The 14,450-nt window shown below is 70.9% G+C and carries 13 protein-coding genes and 1 tRNA gene; 5 read left to right on the top strand and 9 right to left on the bottom strand.

Annotation, left to right across the window (positions count from 1 at the left end; all coding sequences use genetic code 11):
* Nucleotides 1-28 precede the first annotated feature (28 nt).
* The gene (locus Z052_RS03095) at nt 29-1,213 is read right to left on the bottom strand and encodes an amidohydrolase family protein (protein WP_176450643.1); all 1,185 of its coding nucleotides are present in this window, start codon (nt 1,211-1,213) and stop codon (nt 29-31) included.
* Between the two features lie 117 nt (nt 1,214-1,330).
* Here Z052_RS03095 and Z052_RS03090 point away from each other — a divergent pair, with 117 nt between their 5' ends.
* Nucleotides 1,331-3,010, top strand: coding sequence for a DUF1508 domain-containing protein (locus Z052_RS03090; RefSeq protein ID WP_094579665.1), 1,680 nt, complete (start codon nt 1,331-1,333; stop codon nt 3,008-3,010).
* 45 nt (nt 3,011-3,055) lie between these two features.
* On the opposite strand, the gene Z052_RS03085 is transcribed toward Z052_RS03090, so the two are convergent.
* The 7 genes from Z052_RS03085 to Z052_RS03055 all read right to left on the bottom strand — a co-directional run bounded on the left by Z052_RS03085 (nt 3,056) and on the right by Z052_RS03055 (nt 8,925).
* Nucleotides 3,056-3,346: a glutaredoxin family protein gene (locus tag Z052_RS03085; RefSeq protein WP_049932718.1), complete on the bottom strand. Its 291-nt coding sequence runs from the start codon at nt 3,344-3,346 to the stop codon at nt 3,056-3,058.
* Nucleotides 3,343-3,729, bottom strand: a complete 387-nt coding sequence (locus Z052_RS03080; RefSeq protein WP_049932720.1) for a CTP synthetase — start codon at nt 3,727-3,729, stop codon at nt 3,343-3,345. The genes Z052_RS03085 and Z052_RS03080 overlap by 4 nt, the downstream gene beginning before the upstream one ends.
* Complete coding sequence (gene guaA, locus Z052_RS03075; protein ID WP_094579664.1) at nt 3,729-4,646, bottom strand: glutamine-hydrolyzing GMP synthase; 918 nt, start codon at nt 4,644-4,646, stop codon at nt 3,729-3,731. The genes Z052_RS03080 and guaA overlap by 1 nt, the downstream gene beginning before the upstream one ends.
* Complete coding sequence (locus Z052_RS03070; RefSeq protein ID WP_049932723.1) at nt 4,647-6,302, bottom strand: CTP synthase; 1,656 nt, start codon at nt 6,300-6,302, stop codon at nt 4,647-4,649.
* Nucleotides 6,303-6,804: 502 nt separating this feature from the next.
* Nucleotides 6,805-6,888 (bottom strand) — tRNA-Leu (locus Z052_RS03065).
* A gap of 30 nt (nt 6,889-6,918) precedes the next feature.
* Nucleotides 6,919-7,971, bottom strand: coding sequence for a PAS domain-containing sensor histidine kinase (locus Z052_RS03060; protein WP_049932725.1), 1,053 nt, complete (start codon nt 7,969-7,971; stop codon nt 6,919-6,921).
* 72 nt (nt 7,972-8,043) lie between these two features.
* On the bottom strand, nt 8,044-8,925 hold the full coding sequence (locus Z052_RS03055) for an EamA family transporter (RefSeq protein ID WP_049932727.1): 882 nt from the start codon (nt 8,923-8,925) through the stop codon (nt 8,044-8,046).
* Nucleotides 8,926-9,036: 111 nt separating this feature from the next.
* Between Z052_RS03055 and Z052_RS03050 the strand changes: the two genes are divergently transcribed.
* Together Z052_RS03050 and Z052_RS03045 are read left to right on the top strand one after the other, a co-directional pair.
* Nucleotides 9,037-9,627: a DUF309 domain-containing protein gene (locus Z052_RS03050; protein WP_086220063.1), complete on the top strand. Its 591-nt coding sequence runs from the start codon at nt 9,037-9,039 to the stop codon at nt 9,625-9,627.
* An 84-nt stretch (nt 9,628-9,711) separates the two neighbouring features.
* Nucleotides 9,712-10,515: a succinylglutamate desuccinylase/aspartoacylase family protein gene (locus tag Z052_RS03045; RefSeq protein ID WP_099288810.1), complete on the top strand. Its 804-nt coding sequence runs from the start codon at nt 9,712-9,714 to the stop codon at nt 10,513-10,515.
* Between the two features lie 41 nt (nt 10,516-10,556).
* On the opposite strand, the gene Z052_RS03040 is transcribed toward Z052_RS03045, so the two are convergent.
* Nucleotides 10,557-10,937 carry a cupin domain-containing protein gene (locus tag Z052_RS03040; protein ID WP_049932736.1) on the bottom strand — a complete coding sequence of 127 codons (381 nt, stop codon included), beginning with the start codon at nt 10,935-10,937 and terminating at the stop codon, nt 10,557-10,559.
* A gap of 109 nt (nt 10,938-11,046) precedes the next feature.
* On the opposite strand from Z052_RS03040, the gene Z052_RS03035 reads away from it, so the two are divergent.
* Nucleotides 11,047-12,231 carry a CBS domain-containing protein gene (locus tag Z052_RS03035; protein WP_049932738.1) on the top strand — a complete coding sequence of 395 codons (1,185 nt, stop codon included), beginning with the start codon at nt 11,047-11,049 and terminating at the stop codon, nt 12,229-12,231.
* Between the two features lie 75 nt (nt 12,232-12,306).
* Nucleotides 12,307-14,355 carry a DUF460 domain-containing protein gene (locus Z052_RS03030; RefSeq protein WP_094495183.1) on the top strand — a complete coding sequence of 683 codons (2,049 nt, stop codon included), beginning with the start codon at nt 12,307-12,309 and terminating at the stop codon, nt 14,353-14,355.
* Nucleotides 14,356-14,450 lie beyond the last annotated feature (95 nt).

Below are 14,450 nucleotides of genomic sequence, written 5' to 3'. Positions count from 1 at the left end.
GGCAGTCGGACGGTGTCCGGGTCGGCCGTCAGGCGACGCGCTCGCCGCGGGCGAACACCGCGTCCGGGTCCCGCCACGCCTCGACGTCCTCGGTCGGGTCGGCGTCGAGGACGACGAGGTCGGCCCGATACCCCTCGGCGACGAGCCCCACGTCGTCGAGTCCGAGCAGATCGGCGGCGTTAACCGTGGCGGCCTCCAGCGCGCGCTCCGGCGAGAGCCCGTAATCGACCATGTACCCCATCTCCTGCGGGATCTCCTCGAAGAAATTGAACGGCGTGCCCGCGTCGGTCCCCATCGCGATCGGGACGCCCGCGTCGAGCGCGTGGTCCCACGCGTCGCCGAAGCGCTCGGCGGCGTCCTCGGCCTTCGCGACGGCGTCTTCGGGGATCCCGGCCTCGATCCCGTTGTCGACGATGCCGCGGAGGGCGCTCGCGGTCGGCACCCAGTAGGTGCCGCGCTCGGCCATCATTTCGGCGGCCTCGCGGTCCATGAATGTCCCGTGTTCGATACTAGAGATGCCGGCCTCCACCGCGTTCTTGATCCCGACCTCGCCGTGAGCGTGGGCCGCGGTCGGCGTGTCCGTGGGCGCCGCGGCGTCGGTGAACGCGGCGAGCTCCTCGGGCGTCAGTTCGGGCGCACCCGTCACCGCGCCCTCGGTGAGCACACCGCCGGTGGCCATACACTTGAGCACGTCCGCGCCCGCCTTCAGCTGCTCGCGGGCCGCCTTCCGCACCTCCGCGGGGCCGTCGGCCTCCCGACCGAACCAGTTGCCGTGGCCGCCGGTCATGATCACGTTGCGGCCGCAGGCGAGCACGCGCGGCCCGTCGATGTCGCCGGCCGCGATCGCCTCGCCGGCGTCGAGCGCGAGCGTCCCGCGGCTGCCGAGGTCGCGGACGGTCGTGACGCCCGCTTCGACCGCGGCCTCGAGGTTGCTCGCGGCCCGGTAGCTCGCCGCGTAGTCGCTGTCGGAGACCGCCGTCGAGACGTCCGGTCGCCCGTCCATCATCGCGTGGACGTGCGCGTCGATCAGTCCGGGCGAGACGACCCGCCCGTCGGCGTCGACCTCCGTGACCTCCCCCGCGTCGCGCTCCGCGACCGCGTCGTCGACCGCCGCCGGCTCGCCGACCGCGACGATATCGCCGTCCGCGACCGCCACGTCGGCCTCGCGGGTCCCCTCGGCGTCCGCCACGCGACCGCCTCGCAGTACGTACATGCCACCACGAGGGAGCGTCAGGGTCGTAAACGCTCGGGTCGCGGTAGTCGGGGAGGCGAGCGCGCGCTCGTGTCAATCGCCACTACATATAACCGGCTAGCCGGAGTCAGCCGTCATATGGCAACAGATGACAAACAAGACGGCGGCGGACTGTACCGGCGGCGAATCGGCACGCCGACGACGACCGACGAGGTGAACGGCTACTGGCTGTTCGGCTTCGGCGTGCTGCTCGGCCTCGCCGGCGTCGCGGTGTTTCTCCTCACCGAGTCGGCGACCGTCGCCCGCGGTGTCGGGTACGCGCTGGCCGCGCTGGCCCCGCCGTTCGTGATGCTCGGGGCCGTGATCCGGTTCCCGCTCCGGCGGACCGGGACGTACCTCGGCTACCTCGGCACGGCGGTGAGCGTCCTCGGCGTCGTGTGGTTCGTGAACGTCTTCCCGGACGGGTGGCTCACCGCGTCGGGCGACCCGGCCGTGATCACCGTCTACGGGGTCGGGCTCCTCCTGATCGGGGTCGCGGGGACGGTCGTCCCCCTGCTCTCGGACCCCGTCTACGAGGACTACGAGCGCATGCGCGACGAGGCCGCCGCGGCGACCGCGACGGCCGAGAAGGCGGGTGAGGAGCTGGCGGTGACCCGCGGCGAACTGGCGTCGACGGAGTCTGAGCTGGAGGCGGCCCGTGAAGATCTCTCGGAGACAGAGGCCGACCTCGAAGCGACCCGTGACGAGCTGACGGCCGCGGAGGCCGTCGTCGCGTCGCTGCGCGAGAGCAAGGCCCGGTTCGAGCTGTTCGAGGACGCGAGCGGGAAGCCGCGCTGGCGGCTCCGCCACCGCAACGGCAACGTCATCGCGACCGCCGGACAGGGGTACAGCAGCCGCGGGAAAGCCCAGCAGGGCCTCCACAGCGTGCGCCGGAACGCGCTTGGCGCCGGCTTCCTCCGGATCGAGACGCCGGTCGAGGAGGCGGCGGCCGTGGCCGACGACGGCCCGGAGCCGACCGACGCGACGGACCCGGACGTGGCCATCCCGGACGAGACGGAGGGCCCGGAGAGCGACGCGACGTTCGAGCTGTACGCCGACGCCGCCGACGAGTGGCGCTTTCGGCTCCGCCACGACAACGGCGAGATCATCGGCGACTCCGGCGAGGGGTACGCCTCCAAGTCGAACGCGAAGCGCGCGCTCTCGAAGCTGCGCGACCACGTCGCGGCCGCGGACTACCTCCGGATCGACCCCGCCGCGTTCGAGGTGTTCGAGGACGCGGCCAGCGAGTACCGCTGGCGGCTCGTCCACCAGAACGGGAACGTCATCGCCGACTCCGGCCAGGGGTACGCCTCCCGGCCGAAGGCACAGCAGGGGCTCGACAGCGTCAGGTCCAACGCGGGCGGCGCGGGGCTCGAGTTCCCGGACGACGAGGAGTCGGAGGGCCGGGCGGGCGACGGCGAGAGCAAGGCGACGTTCGAAGCCTACGAGGACAGGGGCGGCAAGTGGCGCTGGCGGCTCGTCCACGACAACGGGAACATCATCGCCGACTCCGGCCAGGGGTACGCCTCCGAGTCGAACGCGACGGACGCGGTCGAGCGCGTCGGCGAGTACGCCCCCGACGCGAGCGCGCTGGCGGCCGGCGGGGCGGCGTTCGAGATATACGAGGACGCCGCTGACGAGTGGCGCTGGCGGCTCCGTCACCGCAACGGCAACGTCCTCGCGGACTCAGGCGAGGGGTACGCCTCCCGGTCGAACGCCGTCGAGGCCGTGACGGGCGTGAAGGCCAACGCGCCCGGGGCGGAGACGGTCGAGCAGTAGACCGGGCGGTAGAGCCGTGCGGTCCGTCGCGCGTTTTTACCCGGATCAGGTCGCCGCGAGGAGCTTCAGCCGCAGGTCGCGCTCGTCGACCTCGTACTTGAACGCTGGGTGGCCGTCGACCAGCACGTAGGGGACGCGCTCGCCGTACTCGTCGGCCAGTTCCGGGTCGGTATCGACGTCTATCTCGTCGATATCGACCGTCACGGGGTCGAGGTCGGCGGCGACCGACTCGATCGTCTCGCGGGCGACGACGCACAACGAGCAGTTCTCGCGGGTGTAGAGGGTGACCGGGACGGTCGTCGGGCCGTCGTCGGCCGAGGCTTCGTCCCCGGTCACGGCTCGGAGGAGCCGTCCGCGTCGTCGGCCGGTTCGGCGGGGTCGTCCGCGTCGCCGGTCAGCTCCTCGGCGACCGTCGCGGCGTCCAGCAGTTCGGGGCCGACCGCGAGGTCGGCGACCGTCGCGACGAACTCCGGCAGCGACCGGCTCGCGTACGTCACGATCTGGACCTCCGGATTCTTTTCTTTCGCGACCGGGATACCGGTCGCTTCCTCCACGTCGGTGAGGACGAAGTACGCGGCGTCGGCGATGCCGGCCTCGGCGAGCGCGTCGGCGGTGACGAGCCCCTCGATACGGTTGATCGCGACGCCGCACGCGGCGAGCTCCTCGCCGAGCCCGTGCTCGTCGGGGCCGGCGACGACGGCGAGTGGTTGGTCCGTCATCACTCGTACTCGATCGTCGCGGGCGGCTTGTGGGTCACGTCGTAGACGACCCGCGCCACGTTCTCGTTCTCGCCGGTGATCCGGCTCTGGATCCGCTGGAGCGTACTCCAGTCGAGCTCCTGCGCGCGGGCGGTCATCCCGTCACGGCTCTCGACGGAGCGCACGGCGACTACCCAGCCGTGGACGCGGTTGTCGCCCTTGACGCCGGTCGCCTTGCCGAGGACCGCGGCGAACGCCTGCCACGGGTCGTACTCCGCTAACTCCTCCTCGACGACGTGGGTCGCCTCGCGGGCGACCGCGGCCTTCTCGGGGGTCACCTCGCCGACGATCCGGACGGCGAGCCCGGGCCCGGGGAACGGCATGCGCTCGGAGATGATCTCCTCGAGGCCGAGCTCCCGGGCGACCTCGCGCACCTCGTCCTTGTAGAGGTCGCGGACGGGCTCGACGATCCCCTCGAAGTCGACGACCTCGGGGAGCCCGCCGACGTTGTGGTGCGACTTGATGTTTCCCTCCGACTCGATGCGGTCGGGGTAGATCGTCCCCTGAACGAGGTAGTCGGCGTCCACGTCGCGCGCGACCGCCTCGAACTCGTCGATGAACCCCTCGCCGATGACGTGGCGCTTCTCCTCGGGGTCGGTGACGCCTTCGAGCCGGTCAAAGAATCGGTCCTGCGCCTCGATGACGCGCAGCGACTCCATGAAGTCGAACGTGTCGCGTATCTCCGCGGTCTCCCCCTTCCGCATCAGTCCCGTGTCGACGTAGACGGGGGTGAGCTGGTCGCCGACCGCCTCGTAGGCGAGCGTCGCCGCGACCGAGGAGTCGACCCCGCCGGATAAGGCGATCACGGCGTTCGCGTCGCCGATCGCCTCCCGTATCTCCGCTTTCGCCTCCGCGATGAATTCCTCCGTCTCGACCATCTATAGCCTCACGTCCGCGTTCCGCTCGGTTGTGTCCGTCGATCCCAGCGCCGCCTCGACGAGGGAGACGAACGGCGGGCTCGCGCGGTCGGGCCGCGACCGGAACTCGGGGTGCGCCTGCGTCCCGAAGAAGAACGGGTGGTCCGGGCGTTCGAGTATCTCCATCCGGTTGTCGGCGCGCCCCGAGAAGACGAGTCCGTCGGCCTCCAGATCGTCGATGTACTCGGGGTTCACCTCGTAGCGGTGGCGGTGGCGCTCGGTACAGGCGTCGGCGTCGTACACCCGGGCGGCGAGCGTGTCGGGCTCGATGTCGGTCTCGTGGGCGCCGAGCCGCATCGTCCCGCCCATGTCCTCCGTCTCGTACTGCTCGGGGAGCAGGTCGATGACGGGGTGCGGCGTGTCGGGGTCGATCTCCGCGGAGTGGGCGCCGTCGAGCCCGAGGATGTTGCGCGCGTGTTCGACGACGGCCATCTGGAAGCCCAAGCAGAGCCCGAGGAACGGCACGCCGTTCTCGCGAGCGTAGCGGATCGCCTCGATCTTCCCGTCGGTCCCGCGGGAGCCGAAGCCGCCGGGGACGACGACCGCGTCGGCCTCGGCGAGCCGCTTCTCGTGTTCGGCCTGCGTCTCGTCGGCGTCGACCCACAGCACGTTCACCTCGGTGCCGGTCTGGATGCCGGCGTGTTTCAGCGCCTCGTGGATCGACATGTACGCGTCTTCAAGCGCGTACTTGCCCACGAGCGCCACGTCGATCTCCTCGTCGCGGTCGCGGGTGACCAGCTCGCGCCACTCCGTCGACCGCTCTTCCTTCGGGAGCGCCTCGTCGGCGAGGCCGAGCCGCTCCATCACGTACTCGTCTAATCCCTCGTCTTCGACCATCAGCGGAACGTGGTAGATGTCCTCGACATCGGGGTTCGAGAAGACGGCGTCCGTGGGCACGTCACAGAAGAGCGCGATCTTCTCTTTCGTCTCCGGGTCGAGCCGGTCCTCCGAGCGGCCGACGAGGATGTCGGGCTGGAGGCCGATCGAGCGCAGCTCTTTCACGGAGTGCTGGGTGGGCTTCGTCTTCTGCTCGCCGTTCTTCGAGTACGGGACGAGGGTGACGTGCGTGAAGAGGATGTCATCGTCGTCCTCCTCGTGGGCGAACTGGCGGAGGGCTTCGAGGAACGGCATCGACTCGATATCTCCGACCGTCCCGCCGATCTCGACGAGACAGACGTCGCTCCCCTCGGCGGCCTCCCGGATGCGACGCTTGATGTCGTCGGTGACGTGCGGGATGATCTGGACGGTCTTGCCGAGGTAGTCGCCGGCGCGCTCGCGCTCGATGACGTGCTGGTACGTCTTCCCCGTGGTAACGTTGTGGTCGAACGTCATGTCGGTGCCGAGGAAGCGCTCGTAGTTGCCGAGGTCGAGGTCGACCTCGCCGCCGTCCTTGAGGACGTACACCTCACCGTGCTCGTACGGGTTCATCGTCCCGGCGTCGACGTTGAGGTACGGGTCCACCTTGACGGCGGTGACGTCGAAGCCCGCGTTGGCGAGAAGGCGCCCGGTGCTGGCGGCGGTGATGCCCTTGCCCAGCCCGGACATCACTCCGCCCGTGACGAACACGAACTTCCGACCCAGCGAGGGGTCGTACCCCGTGTCGGGATCTGCTGGCATATCGACCGTCCGGCAGGCCGGGGCAAAACCGTTTCGGACCCCGCGGTTCGCTGGACGTTCGTGTCGTTTCGGGACGTGTCGGATCACCGTGGAGAACTGTGTGGTGGCGAGGTGATCGAGGCCGTCAGGTCGACCGCTTGTTCGGAAGTCGGTGACCGTGGATCATCGGCGAACATCGCCAAAGCCCCGGTCGCGAGGACTCGCGCGACTCGCTGTGGTCCTCAGTCGCTCACTCCGCTCGCTCCCTGCGGTGTTTGTTCGTCGTGCTTCGCCGTCGCGACCGCCCGTTTGAGTCCCGCCCCACACAGCAACCGCACCTCGCGCCTCCCCGGCCTCGTCAGTCGTCCTCGCTTCGCTTCGGACGACTGACTCCAGCGAGGGACCGAAGGTCCCTCTGGCAGCCGATTTGACAGAGCAGTCGCTCGCGGCGTTCGAGTGGATTTTGCGAGGGAAGAGCGCTCCGAGAGCGTCTTCCCGCATCACGGGGGGAGGACCCCGGCGATGCGAGGGGAGGGATTTGAACCCACGGACCTCTACAGGAGCGGAGCTTGAATCCGCCGCCGTTTCCGGGCTTGGCTACCCTCGCACGCGGACTGGCGTTGGATCGGCCTCCTCTTTATCCCGTCGGTTCCGCACCGACCAGCGTCGCCCGGAAGCCCCCCTCTGGGGACTCGTCGACTTCGAGCGTCCAGCCGTGCGCGGCCGCCACGTGCTCGACGATAGCGAGCCCGATCCCGGTCCCGCCCCCAGGAGAGACGCCAAAGTCGGTCAGTTCCACCCGGTCGCGCTCGTCATCCGGGAGCCCAGGACCGTCGTCGGCCACGTACAGCCCGCGGTCGTCGACGCCGACTCGAACCGTGGGGGCGTCCCCGCCGTACTCGAAGGCGTTGCCGATGAGGTTCCCGACGGCGCGCCGGAGCAGGGTCGGGTCGCCGGTGACGGCGCCGGCGTCCGCGACGACGAGGTCGGCGTCAGCGGGGATCTCTCCGAAGTCGCCCGACCCCAGGCAGTCGGCCGCGAGGTCGGCGAGGTCGACCGCGGCGTCCTCCGTCTCGATCGCGTCCGGATCGCGGGCCATTACGAGTGCCTCGTCGATCATCGACTCGATCCGACCGAACGCGCTCTCGGCGGCGGCTAACTGCTCGGTGTCGCCGGTCTCGCGCGCGAGGTCGATGTACCCCCGCGCGACCGACAGGGGGTTCCGGAGGTCGTGCGAGATGAACCCCGCGAGCCGTTCGAGCCGCTCGTTGAGGCGCTCCAGTTCGCGCTCGCGCTCGACCCGCGCCGTGACGTCGCGGATGACTCCCACCGCGCCGACGACGGCGCCGCCGCGCTCGATCGGCGTCAGCCGCGTTTCCGTCGTCACGTCGCTCCCGTCGTCGAGCGTCGTCGTGAGCTGGACGCGCTCGTCGTCGGCTTCGCCCCCGAGGACGCGCTCGACCGCGGCGCGGTAGCGCTCGCCCGCCTCCTCGCTCCAGCGCCCCTCCGCGACGAGTCGCTCGGGGTGTTTCGCGTGGAGAACCGCCTCGTCGAAGCCAGTCACCTCGCGGAGGCGGTCGTTGACGAACACGCGGTTCCGGTCGGCGTCGAGGACGTACGCGCCGTCGCCGAGGGCATTCACGATCGACTCGGCGTGATCGATCGGGACCGACTCCGGCGGAGTTTCCATACGGCCCGTACGGGCCCCAGAGACAAGTGTTACTCGGGTAGCGGCAGGCGTGGCGGCGAGCGGCCGACCGCGTCAGCCGGCGATCATCGCGACGCCGGCGACCGCGAGGACCGCCGCGGCGAGCCGGAGCCGGAAGTGCCGCTCGCCGAGCAGCACGCCCCCGAGGACCACCGCGACGATCGCCTGCGTGTTGATCACGGGGGAGGCGACGCTCGCGGGCAGCGCCGCGAACGCGACCGTCGTCAGGTGCTCGCCGAGCGCGACGAGCCCGCCGGCCGCGAGGAACTTCGGGAGGTCCCGCCGGGTGACCGCGAACGGGCTCCGGAGCGCCGCCGGAAAGAGGACGACCGCGACGCCGGCGAGCAGGAGCGGCACCCACAGCGTGCCGGGGATCGAGAACTCCTGGAGCGCGACCCGCTTGCCCACGTCGGCGACCGCGTAGCAGGCCGCGCTCGCGAGCGCCAGCTGCGCCGGCCGGGAGCGCGCGGCCCGCGCGAACGGCGCGAAGAAACCCCCCGGCTCGTAGTTCGCGACGTACACCGCGAGGGTGGTGACGACGACGCCGGCGACCTGGACCGGCGCGAGGACCTGCCCGAGCAGTCCGACCTCCAGCGGGAGGACGAACATCGGGACGATCTTGTTGATCGGCGCGACGTACGACACCGCCCCCTGGTCGATGGCGCGCAAGAAGAGGACGAAGGCGGCGGCCGTCCCGAGGGTCGTGACGGCGACGACCGCGGCCCGACGCGGCGCGACGAGCCCGGACACCCCCGCCGCGGCGTCGCCGAACCCGACCGTCAGCCCGGTCCCGGCGAGGAACCACGAGACCGCCGCGACGTTGATCGCCACCGTCAGCGCGGCGGGCGGGTATCCGGCGAAGGCGCGCTTCAGGACGAAGAGGTACGCGCCCCAGACGACGGCGGCGGCGACCGCGGCGAGGAGTCCGGCGTCCATGCGGTCGACCCGAGCGCGAGCGGGGGAAAGAAGGGTTCGGTTCGCGGGCCGGTCGGCTTCGCCGCCGGCGCCGCGAAACGGTTAGGTCGCTGCCGCGTGAACGGCACGCACATGGACGACCACACTCGGGACCCCGGCGTCGCCCCGCCGCTCGGGAACCCGACCGGATGGCACGCGGGCGACGAGTCGCGCGCGGCGTCCGGAGAGGCGGAAGCGTCGTCCGGCGACGCGGACGCGTCATCCGGCGACGCGGACGGGCTGCCAGACGCACAGGCGGTCGGCGGGTACTGGGAACACGCGACGCTCCGACGCGCGACCGAACACGGCGTGCGGCTTTTCAACGACGGCGCCTACCACGAGAGCCACGACTGCTTCGAGGACGAGTGGTACAACTACGGCAGCGGCACGGCCGAGAGCGCCTTCCTCCACGGGATGGTCCAGGTGGCCGCGGGCGCGTACAAGCGCGTCGACTTCGAGAACGACGCGGGGATGCGGTCGCTGTTCGAGACGGCCCTCCAGTACCTCGACGGGATCCCGAGCGACTTCTACGGGGTCGACGTCGACGACGTGCGAGAGACGCTCCGGGCCGCGCTCGACGACCCCGCCGCGGTCGACGGGTGGCAGATACCCCTCGACGGCGCACGTCAGCCGGCGTACCCCGCCGACTACGAGTACACTGAGCGCGTCGACGAGGGGCACTGAGCCCGGGCGTTGCCTGACGCACGGGGATCGGACCGCTCGCCGCGGATCCGAACGCCACTTATTCGCCGCCCGTCAGGGTGTGGTATGGAGATCCACGATCTGGGCGACGGGGAGCCCGAGGTCGCCGTCATCGGCGCGATCCACGGCGACGAGCCCTGCGGCGCCCGCGCCGTCGAGCGCCTGCTCGACGCCGACCTCGACCCCGAGCGACCGGTCCGCCTCGTCACCGCAAACGAGGCGGCGCTCGACGCGGGCGAGCGCTACCTCGACGCCGACCTCAACCGGGCGTTCCCCGGAAACCCCGACGCGGAGGCCCACGAGGTCCGGCTCGCGGCCGAACTGGTCGACGCGCTGGAAGGGTGTACGACCCTCGCGATCCACTCGACGCAGTCGTACGCGGAGCCGTTCGCGGTCATCGACTCGATGGACGAAGTGACCCGCGCTGTCGCGCCGCACCTCCCCGTGGACGCGGTGATCCAGACGGACGCGTTCACCGAGGGCCGACTCATCGAGCACCCGCACACGCTCGAAGTGGAGGCGGGGCTCCAGGGCTCCGAGGCGGCCGCTGACAACGCCTACTGGCTGTCGCGCGCGTTCCTCGCCGCGACCGGCGCCATCTCCGCGCCCGGCGCCGACGACGTGCTCGACGCTGGCGGTCGGGAGGACGTGTCGGTGTTCCGACTCCGCAAGCGGATCCCGAAGCCGGAGGCGGAGGCGTACGAGGTGTTCGCGCGCAACTTCGAGCGCGTCGAGCCCGGCGAGCGGTTCGCGGCCGCCGACGGCGAACCGCTGCTCGCCGACGAGCCATTCTACCCCGTACTGTTATCGCCGAACGGCTACCGCGACCAGTTCGGCTACGTCGCCGACCGCGTCGGCACGCTGGAGTAGGTGCCCGCCTCGCGGCGCGCGAGGCCGAGCCCGGACGCCCGCTACTCGACGAGTTCGATCGCGTCGTCGCCGTTCGGCACCGCACAGATGAACGCGCCGGGCTCGTCGCGCTCGTTGCGGTACCAGTGTTCGACCCCCGGCGGGATCAGGAGAGTGTCGCCGGCCGACACGGTGCGTTCCTCGTCGCCGATCCCGACGACGTACTCCCCGGCGAGGACGTACTGCTCGTGTTCGATCGCGTTGGTGTGGCGGGGGACCTCGGCGCCCGGTTCGAGCTCGAACCGGCGCATCGCGAAGGTCGGCGCGCCGTCCGACTCGTCGAGGAGGACGCCCTTCGAGAGCCCCTCGGCGGCCTCGACGGGCTCGTACGCGATGTCGTCGCCGCGCTTCACGACCGACTCGGCGTCGCCTGCGTCGCTCATACGCGACCGTGACGGGAGGCGCGTATTTAATTGCTCACCGCCCGGTCCCGGCGGCTCGAACGTCGACCGACCCCTGTGACTTAACCGCTCACCGGCCGAACGCGATGGCATGCGTGGAATCAAGATCGGGAGCGCGTTCGGGATTCCGATCCGGCTCAACTGGACGTTTCTGATCGTCTTACCGCTGTTCGCGTACCTGATCGGGTCGCAAGTCGGGATGATCGCGGAGGTGATGAACGAGACGGCCGGTCTCGGGATCGACGCGACCGCGGTCGCGAGCGGCACCACGCCGTGGGTACTCGGGCTGTCGGCCGTGATCGGGCTGTTCGTCGGGGTGCTGCTTCACGAGTTCGGCCACTCGCTGGTCGCCATGCGATACGGCTACGAGATCGAGTCGATCACGCTGTGGCTGCTCGGCGGCCTCGCCAGCTTCGCCGAGTTCCCCGAAGACTGGAGACACGAGTTCTGGATCGCGATCGCCGGCCCGCTCGTCAGCGTCGCGGTGGGGATCGCCTGCTACGGGGTCGTCCTCGTCGCGCCCGTCGGCTCGAACGCCGTCCTCTTCGTCTTCGGCTACCTCGCGCTCCTGAACATCGTCCTCGCCGTGTTCAACATGCTGCCCGCGTTCCCGATGGACGGCGGGCGGGTCCTCCGGGCGCTGCTCGCACGGAACCAGCCACACGCGCAGGCGACCCAGCGGGCCGCCTCCGTGGGGAAGGTGTTCGCGTTCCTGATGGGGATCTTCGGCCTGTTCACCTTCCAGCTGCTGCTCATCGTGCTCGCCTTCTTCGTCTACATCGCCGCCTCGGGCGAGGCCCAGCAGACGACCCTGAAGGCCGCCTTCGAGGACGTGACCGTCGGCGACGTGATGACGCCCCGTGAGGGGCTCCACACGGTGACGGAGGACACCTCGGTCGGCGACCTGATGAGCCGGATGTTCGAGGAGCGCCACACTGGCTACCCCGTCCTCGACGGCGACGAGCTCGTCGGGATGGTCACCCTCGAAGATGCCCGGTCGGTCCGCGAAGTCGAGCGCGACGCCTACCGCGTCGACGACGTGATGGTGACCGACCTCGTCGCCGTCGACCCGGACGCCGACGCCCTGACCGCCCTCCAGACCATGCAGGAACACGGCGTCGGCCGCCTCCCCGTAGTCGATGCCGACGGCGAACTCGTCGGCCTCATCTCGCGGTCGGACCTGATGACCGCGTTCAACATCATCCAGACGGGCGGGACGCCGGGCGTCATCAGCGGCCGGCGACAGCAGGCCGGCGAAGAGCCCCGAATCCTCTGACCGCTCGCTCCCGCGGCGGCGGTCCGCGACCGCCCCCGGCGTGGGGTATATACGCGGCAACGACCTACTCGGGATGTGACAACCCGGACCATCCGCGCCCGCGACCGGCCGGTGTTCGGCGTCGACGTCCACAGCGGCGACGTCCGCGGCGACAGCCCCTCCTACGCGCTGGTCATCCTGGACCCCGTCGACGAGGACGACCCGGACGCCCCCGACGCCGACGGTCCGATGGCCCGGATCACCCGCGACGTGGTCTCGTTCCGGAAGCTCTGCCGGCTGATCGACGACCGCGAGCCCCTCTACGTCGCCACCGACAACGCCTACGAGCTGGCGGCGGACAAGGGGGAGCTCGTCAACTTCCTCCGGTCGCTGCCGGACGGGACCCGCCTCGTCCAGGTGACCGGCGCGGAACGGCCGGAGCCGCTCTCGCGGGTCGCCTCCCGGCACGGCATCCCCTACGGCAAGAAGCCGATGAAGGAGGCGGAGGCGTCGGCGCGGCTCGCCGCCGCGAACGTCGGCCACGAGGTGACCGCGTTCACCGACGAGACGACCGTCAAGGTGTCCCGCGGGCGCTCGACCGGAAATGGCGGGTGGAGTCAGGACCGCTACACGCGGCGGATCCACGGTAACGTCCGCAAGCGGACGCGCCAGGTCCAGTCGAAGCTGAAGGATGCGAACCTCGACTTCGAGCGGGACGTGACCGAGAAGTACGGCGGCTACGCGAACGCGACGTTCACCGTCGAGGCCCGCCCCGAGGATATCCCGGTGTCGAACTCGCGGGCGGGCGACGTGCGCGTCGAGGTCGAGCGGGAACGCCGCGACGGGATCGAGTACGAGCCGCTGGTGAAGCGGCGCGACCGCGTCATCGTCGGGATCGACCCCGGGACGACCACCGCGGCCGCGGTCGTCGGCCTCGACGGCACGGTCCACGCGCTGTACTCCTCCCGCACCGGCGATACCGCCGAGGTGACCGAGTGGATCGTCGAGCAGGGGCGACCGATCATCGTCGCCGCCGACGTGGAGCCGATGCCGGAGACGGTCGAGAAGTTCCGGCGCTCGTTCGACGCCGCCGGGTGGCGGCCGACGACCGACCTCCCGGTCGATGAGAAGCTCCACCGCACCCGCGAGGCGAGCTACGCGAACGACCACGAGCGCGACGCGCTGGCGGCCGCGCTGTACGCCTACGACGACCACGAGGACCAGTTCGAGCGGATCGCGGCGAAGACGCCCCCGCGGCTCGACCGCGGGGCGGTGATCGCCGGCGTCGTCGCGGGCGGCTCGTCCGTCGAGGCCGTCATCGAGGACCTGAGCGAGGACGACGGCGGAGACGGAGACGAGGACGACGCGGACGAGGCGGACCCCACCGAGCCCGACCGCACCGAGGAGGAGGAGACGATCCGCCGGCTTCGCGAGCGCGTCGACCGGCTAGAGTCGCACGCCGAGTCGCTGGAGGAGGACTTAGAGGAGCGCGACGACCGGATCGCTGAGCTGGAGGGCGAGCTGGAGGAGGCGAAACGCGAGGAGCGCATCGAGGCGCGCTCGCGGCGCGCGGTCTCGCGGCTCGAACGCGAGACGGACCGGCTGGAGCGCGAGCGCGACGAGGCAGAAGAGCGCGTCGCCGACCTCGAACGCAAGGTGGAGACGCTGAAGGAGCTGTGGCGGCTCGACCACTCGAACTTCGGCGACGTGGCCGAGGGGCGGGGGCTGGTGAGCGTGAAGGTGGTCGAGCAGTTCACGCTCGACGCGCTCGACGCCGCGGACGACGCCTACGGGCTCGTCGCCGGCGACGTGGTCTACCTCCGGGACGCGTCGGGCGCTGGCCGGCGGACCGCAGAGCGGCTCGCGGAGGCGGAGCCGCGGGCCGTGATCCGCGGCGAGGGGAACCTCTCGGACGTCGCCGACGAGGTGCTGTTCGAGCGCGCCGTCCCCGTGGTGCCGGCCGACGCCGTGCCGGTCCGCGAGGTGGACGAGCTGGCGGTCGCGAGCGAGGAGGACCTCGCGGCCGCCGTCGAGGACTGGGAGGAGCGCGCCGAGCAGCGCCGGCGCGACGAGAAGGCCGAGCGGATCGACCGGATCATCTCCGAACACCGGGCGGGGCGGACGCTGCCCGAGACGGAGGAGTGAGCGCGCCCGGGGACGACCGGAACGCGAGTCAAAGCGGCCGACGGGCGCGCTGGCGGCGCTCCGCGTGAGTCGTCGGCACGCATCCAGAAGTCATA

The sequence above is a fragment of the Halorubrum sp. C191 genome (assembly GCF_002727095.1).
Lineage (GTDB): Archaea > Halobacteriota > Halobacteria > Halobacteriales > Haloferacaceae > Halorubrum > Halorubrum ezzemoulense.
Note: the sequence above shows the minus strand (reverse complement) of the source record. Positions and strands in the feature narration are given on the sequence as shown.

Excerpts from the sequence above, each read along its gene's own strand:
- Z052_RS03095 (WP_176450643.1), bottom strand. The coding sequence starts at position 1,213 with ATGTACGTACTGCGAGGCGGTCGCGTGGCGGACGCCGAGGGGACCCGC.
- Z052_RS03090 (WP_094579665.1), top strand. The coding sequence starts at position 1,331 with ATGGCAACAGATGACAAACAAGACGGCGGCGGACTGTACCGGCGGCGA.
- Z052_RS03080 (WP_049932720.1), bottom strand. The coding sequence starts at position 3,729 with ATGACGGACCAACCACTCGCCGTCGTCGCCGGCCCCGACGAGCACGGG.
- guaA (WP_094579664.1), bottom strand. The coding sequence starts at position 4,646 with ATGGTCGAGACGGAGGAATTCATCGCGGAGGCGAAAGCGGAGATACGG.
- Z052_RS03070 (WP_049932723.1), bottom strand. The coding sequence starts at position 6,302 with ATGCCAGCAGATCCCGACACGGGGTACGACCCCTCGCTGGGTCGGAAG.
- Z052_RS03060 (WP_049932725.1), bottom strand. The coding sequence starts at position 7,971 with ATGGAAACTCCGCCGGAGTCGGTCCCGATCGATCACGCCGAGTCGATC.
- Z052_RS03055 (WP_049932727.1), bottom strand. The coding sequence starts at position 8,925 with ATGGACGCCGGACTCCTCGCCGCGGTCGCCGCCGCCGTCGTCTGGGGC.
- Z052_RS03050 (WP_086220063.1), top strand. The coding sequence starts at position 9,037 with ATGGACGACCACACTCGGGACCCCGGCGTCGCCCCGCCGCTCGGGAAC.
- Z052_RS03045 (WP_099288810.1), top strand. The coding sequence starts at position 9,712 with ATGGAGATCCACGATCTGGGCGACGGGGAGCCCGAGGTCGCCGTCATC.
- Z052_RS03040 (WP_049932736.1), bottom strand. The coding sequence starts at position 10,937 with ATGAGCGACGCAGGCGACGCCGAGTCGGTCGTGAAGCGCGGCGACGAC.
- Z052_RS03035 (WP_049932738.1), top strand. The coding sequence starts at position 11,047 with ATGCGTGGAATCAAGATCGGGAGCGCGTTCGGGATTCCGATCCGGCTC.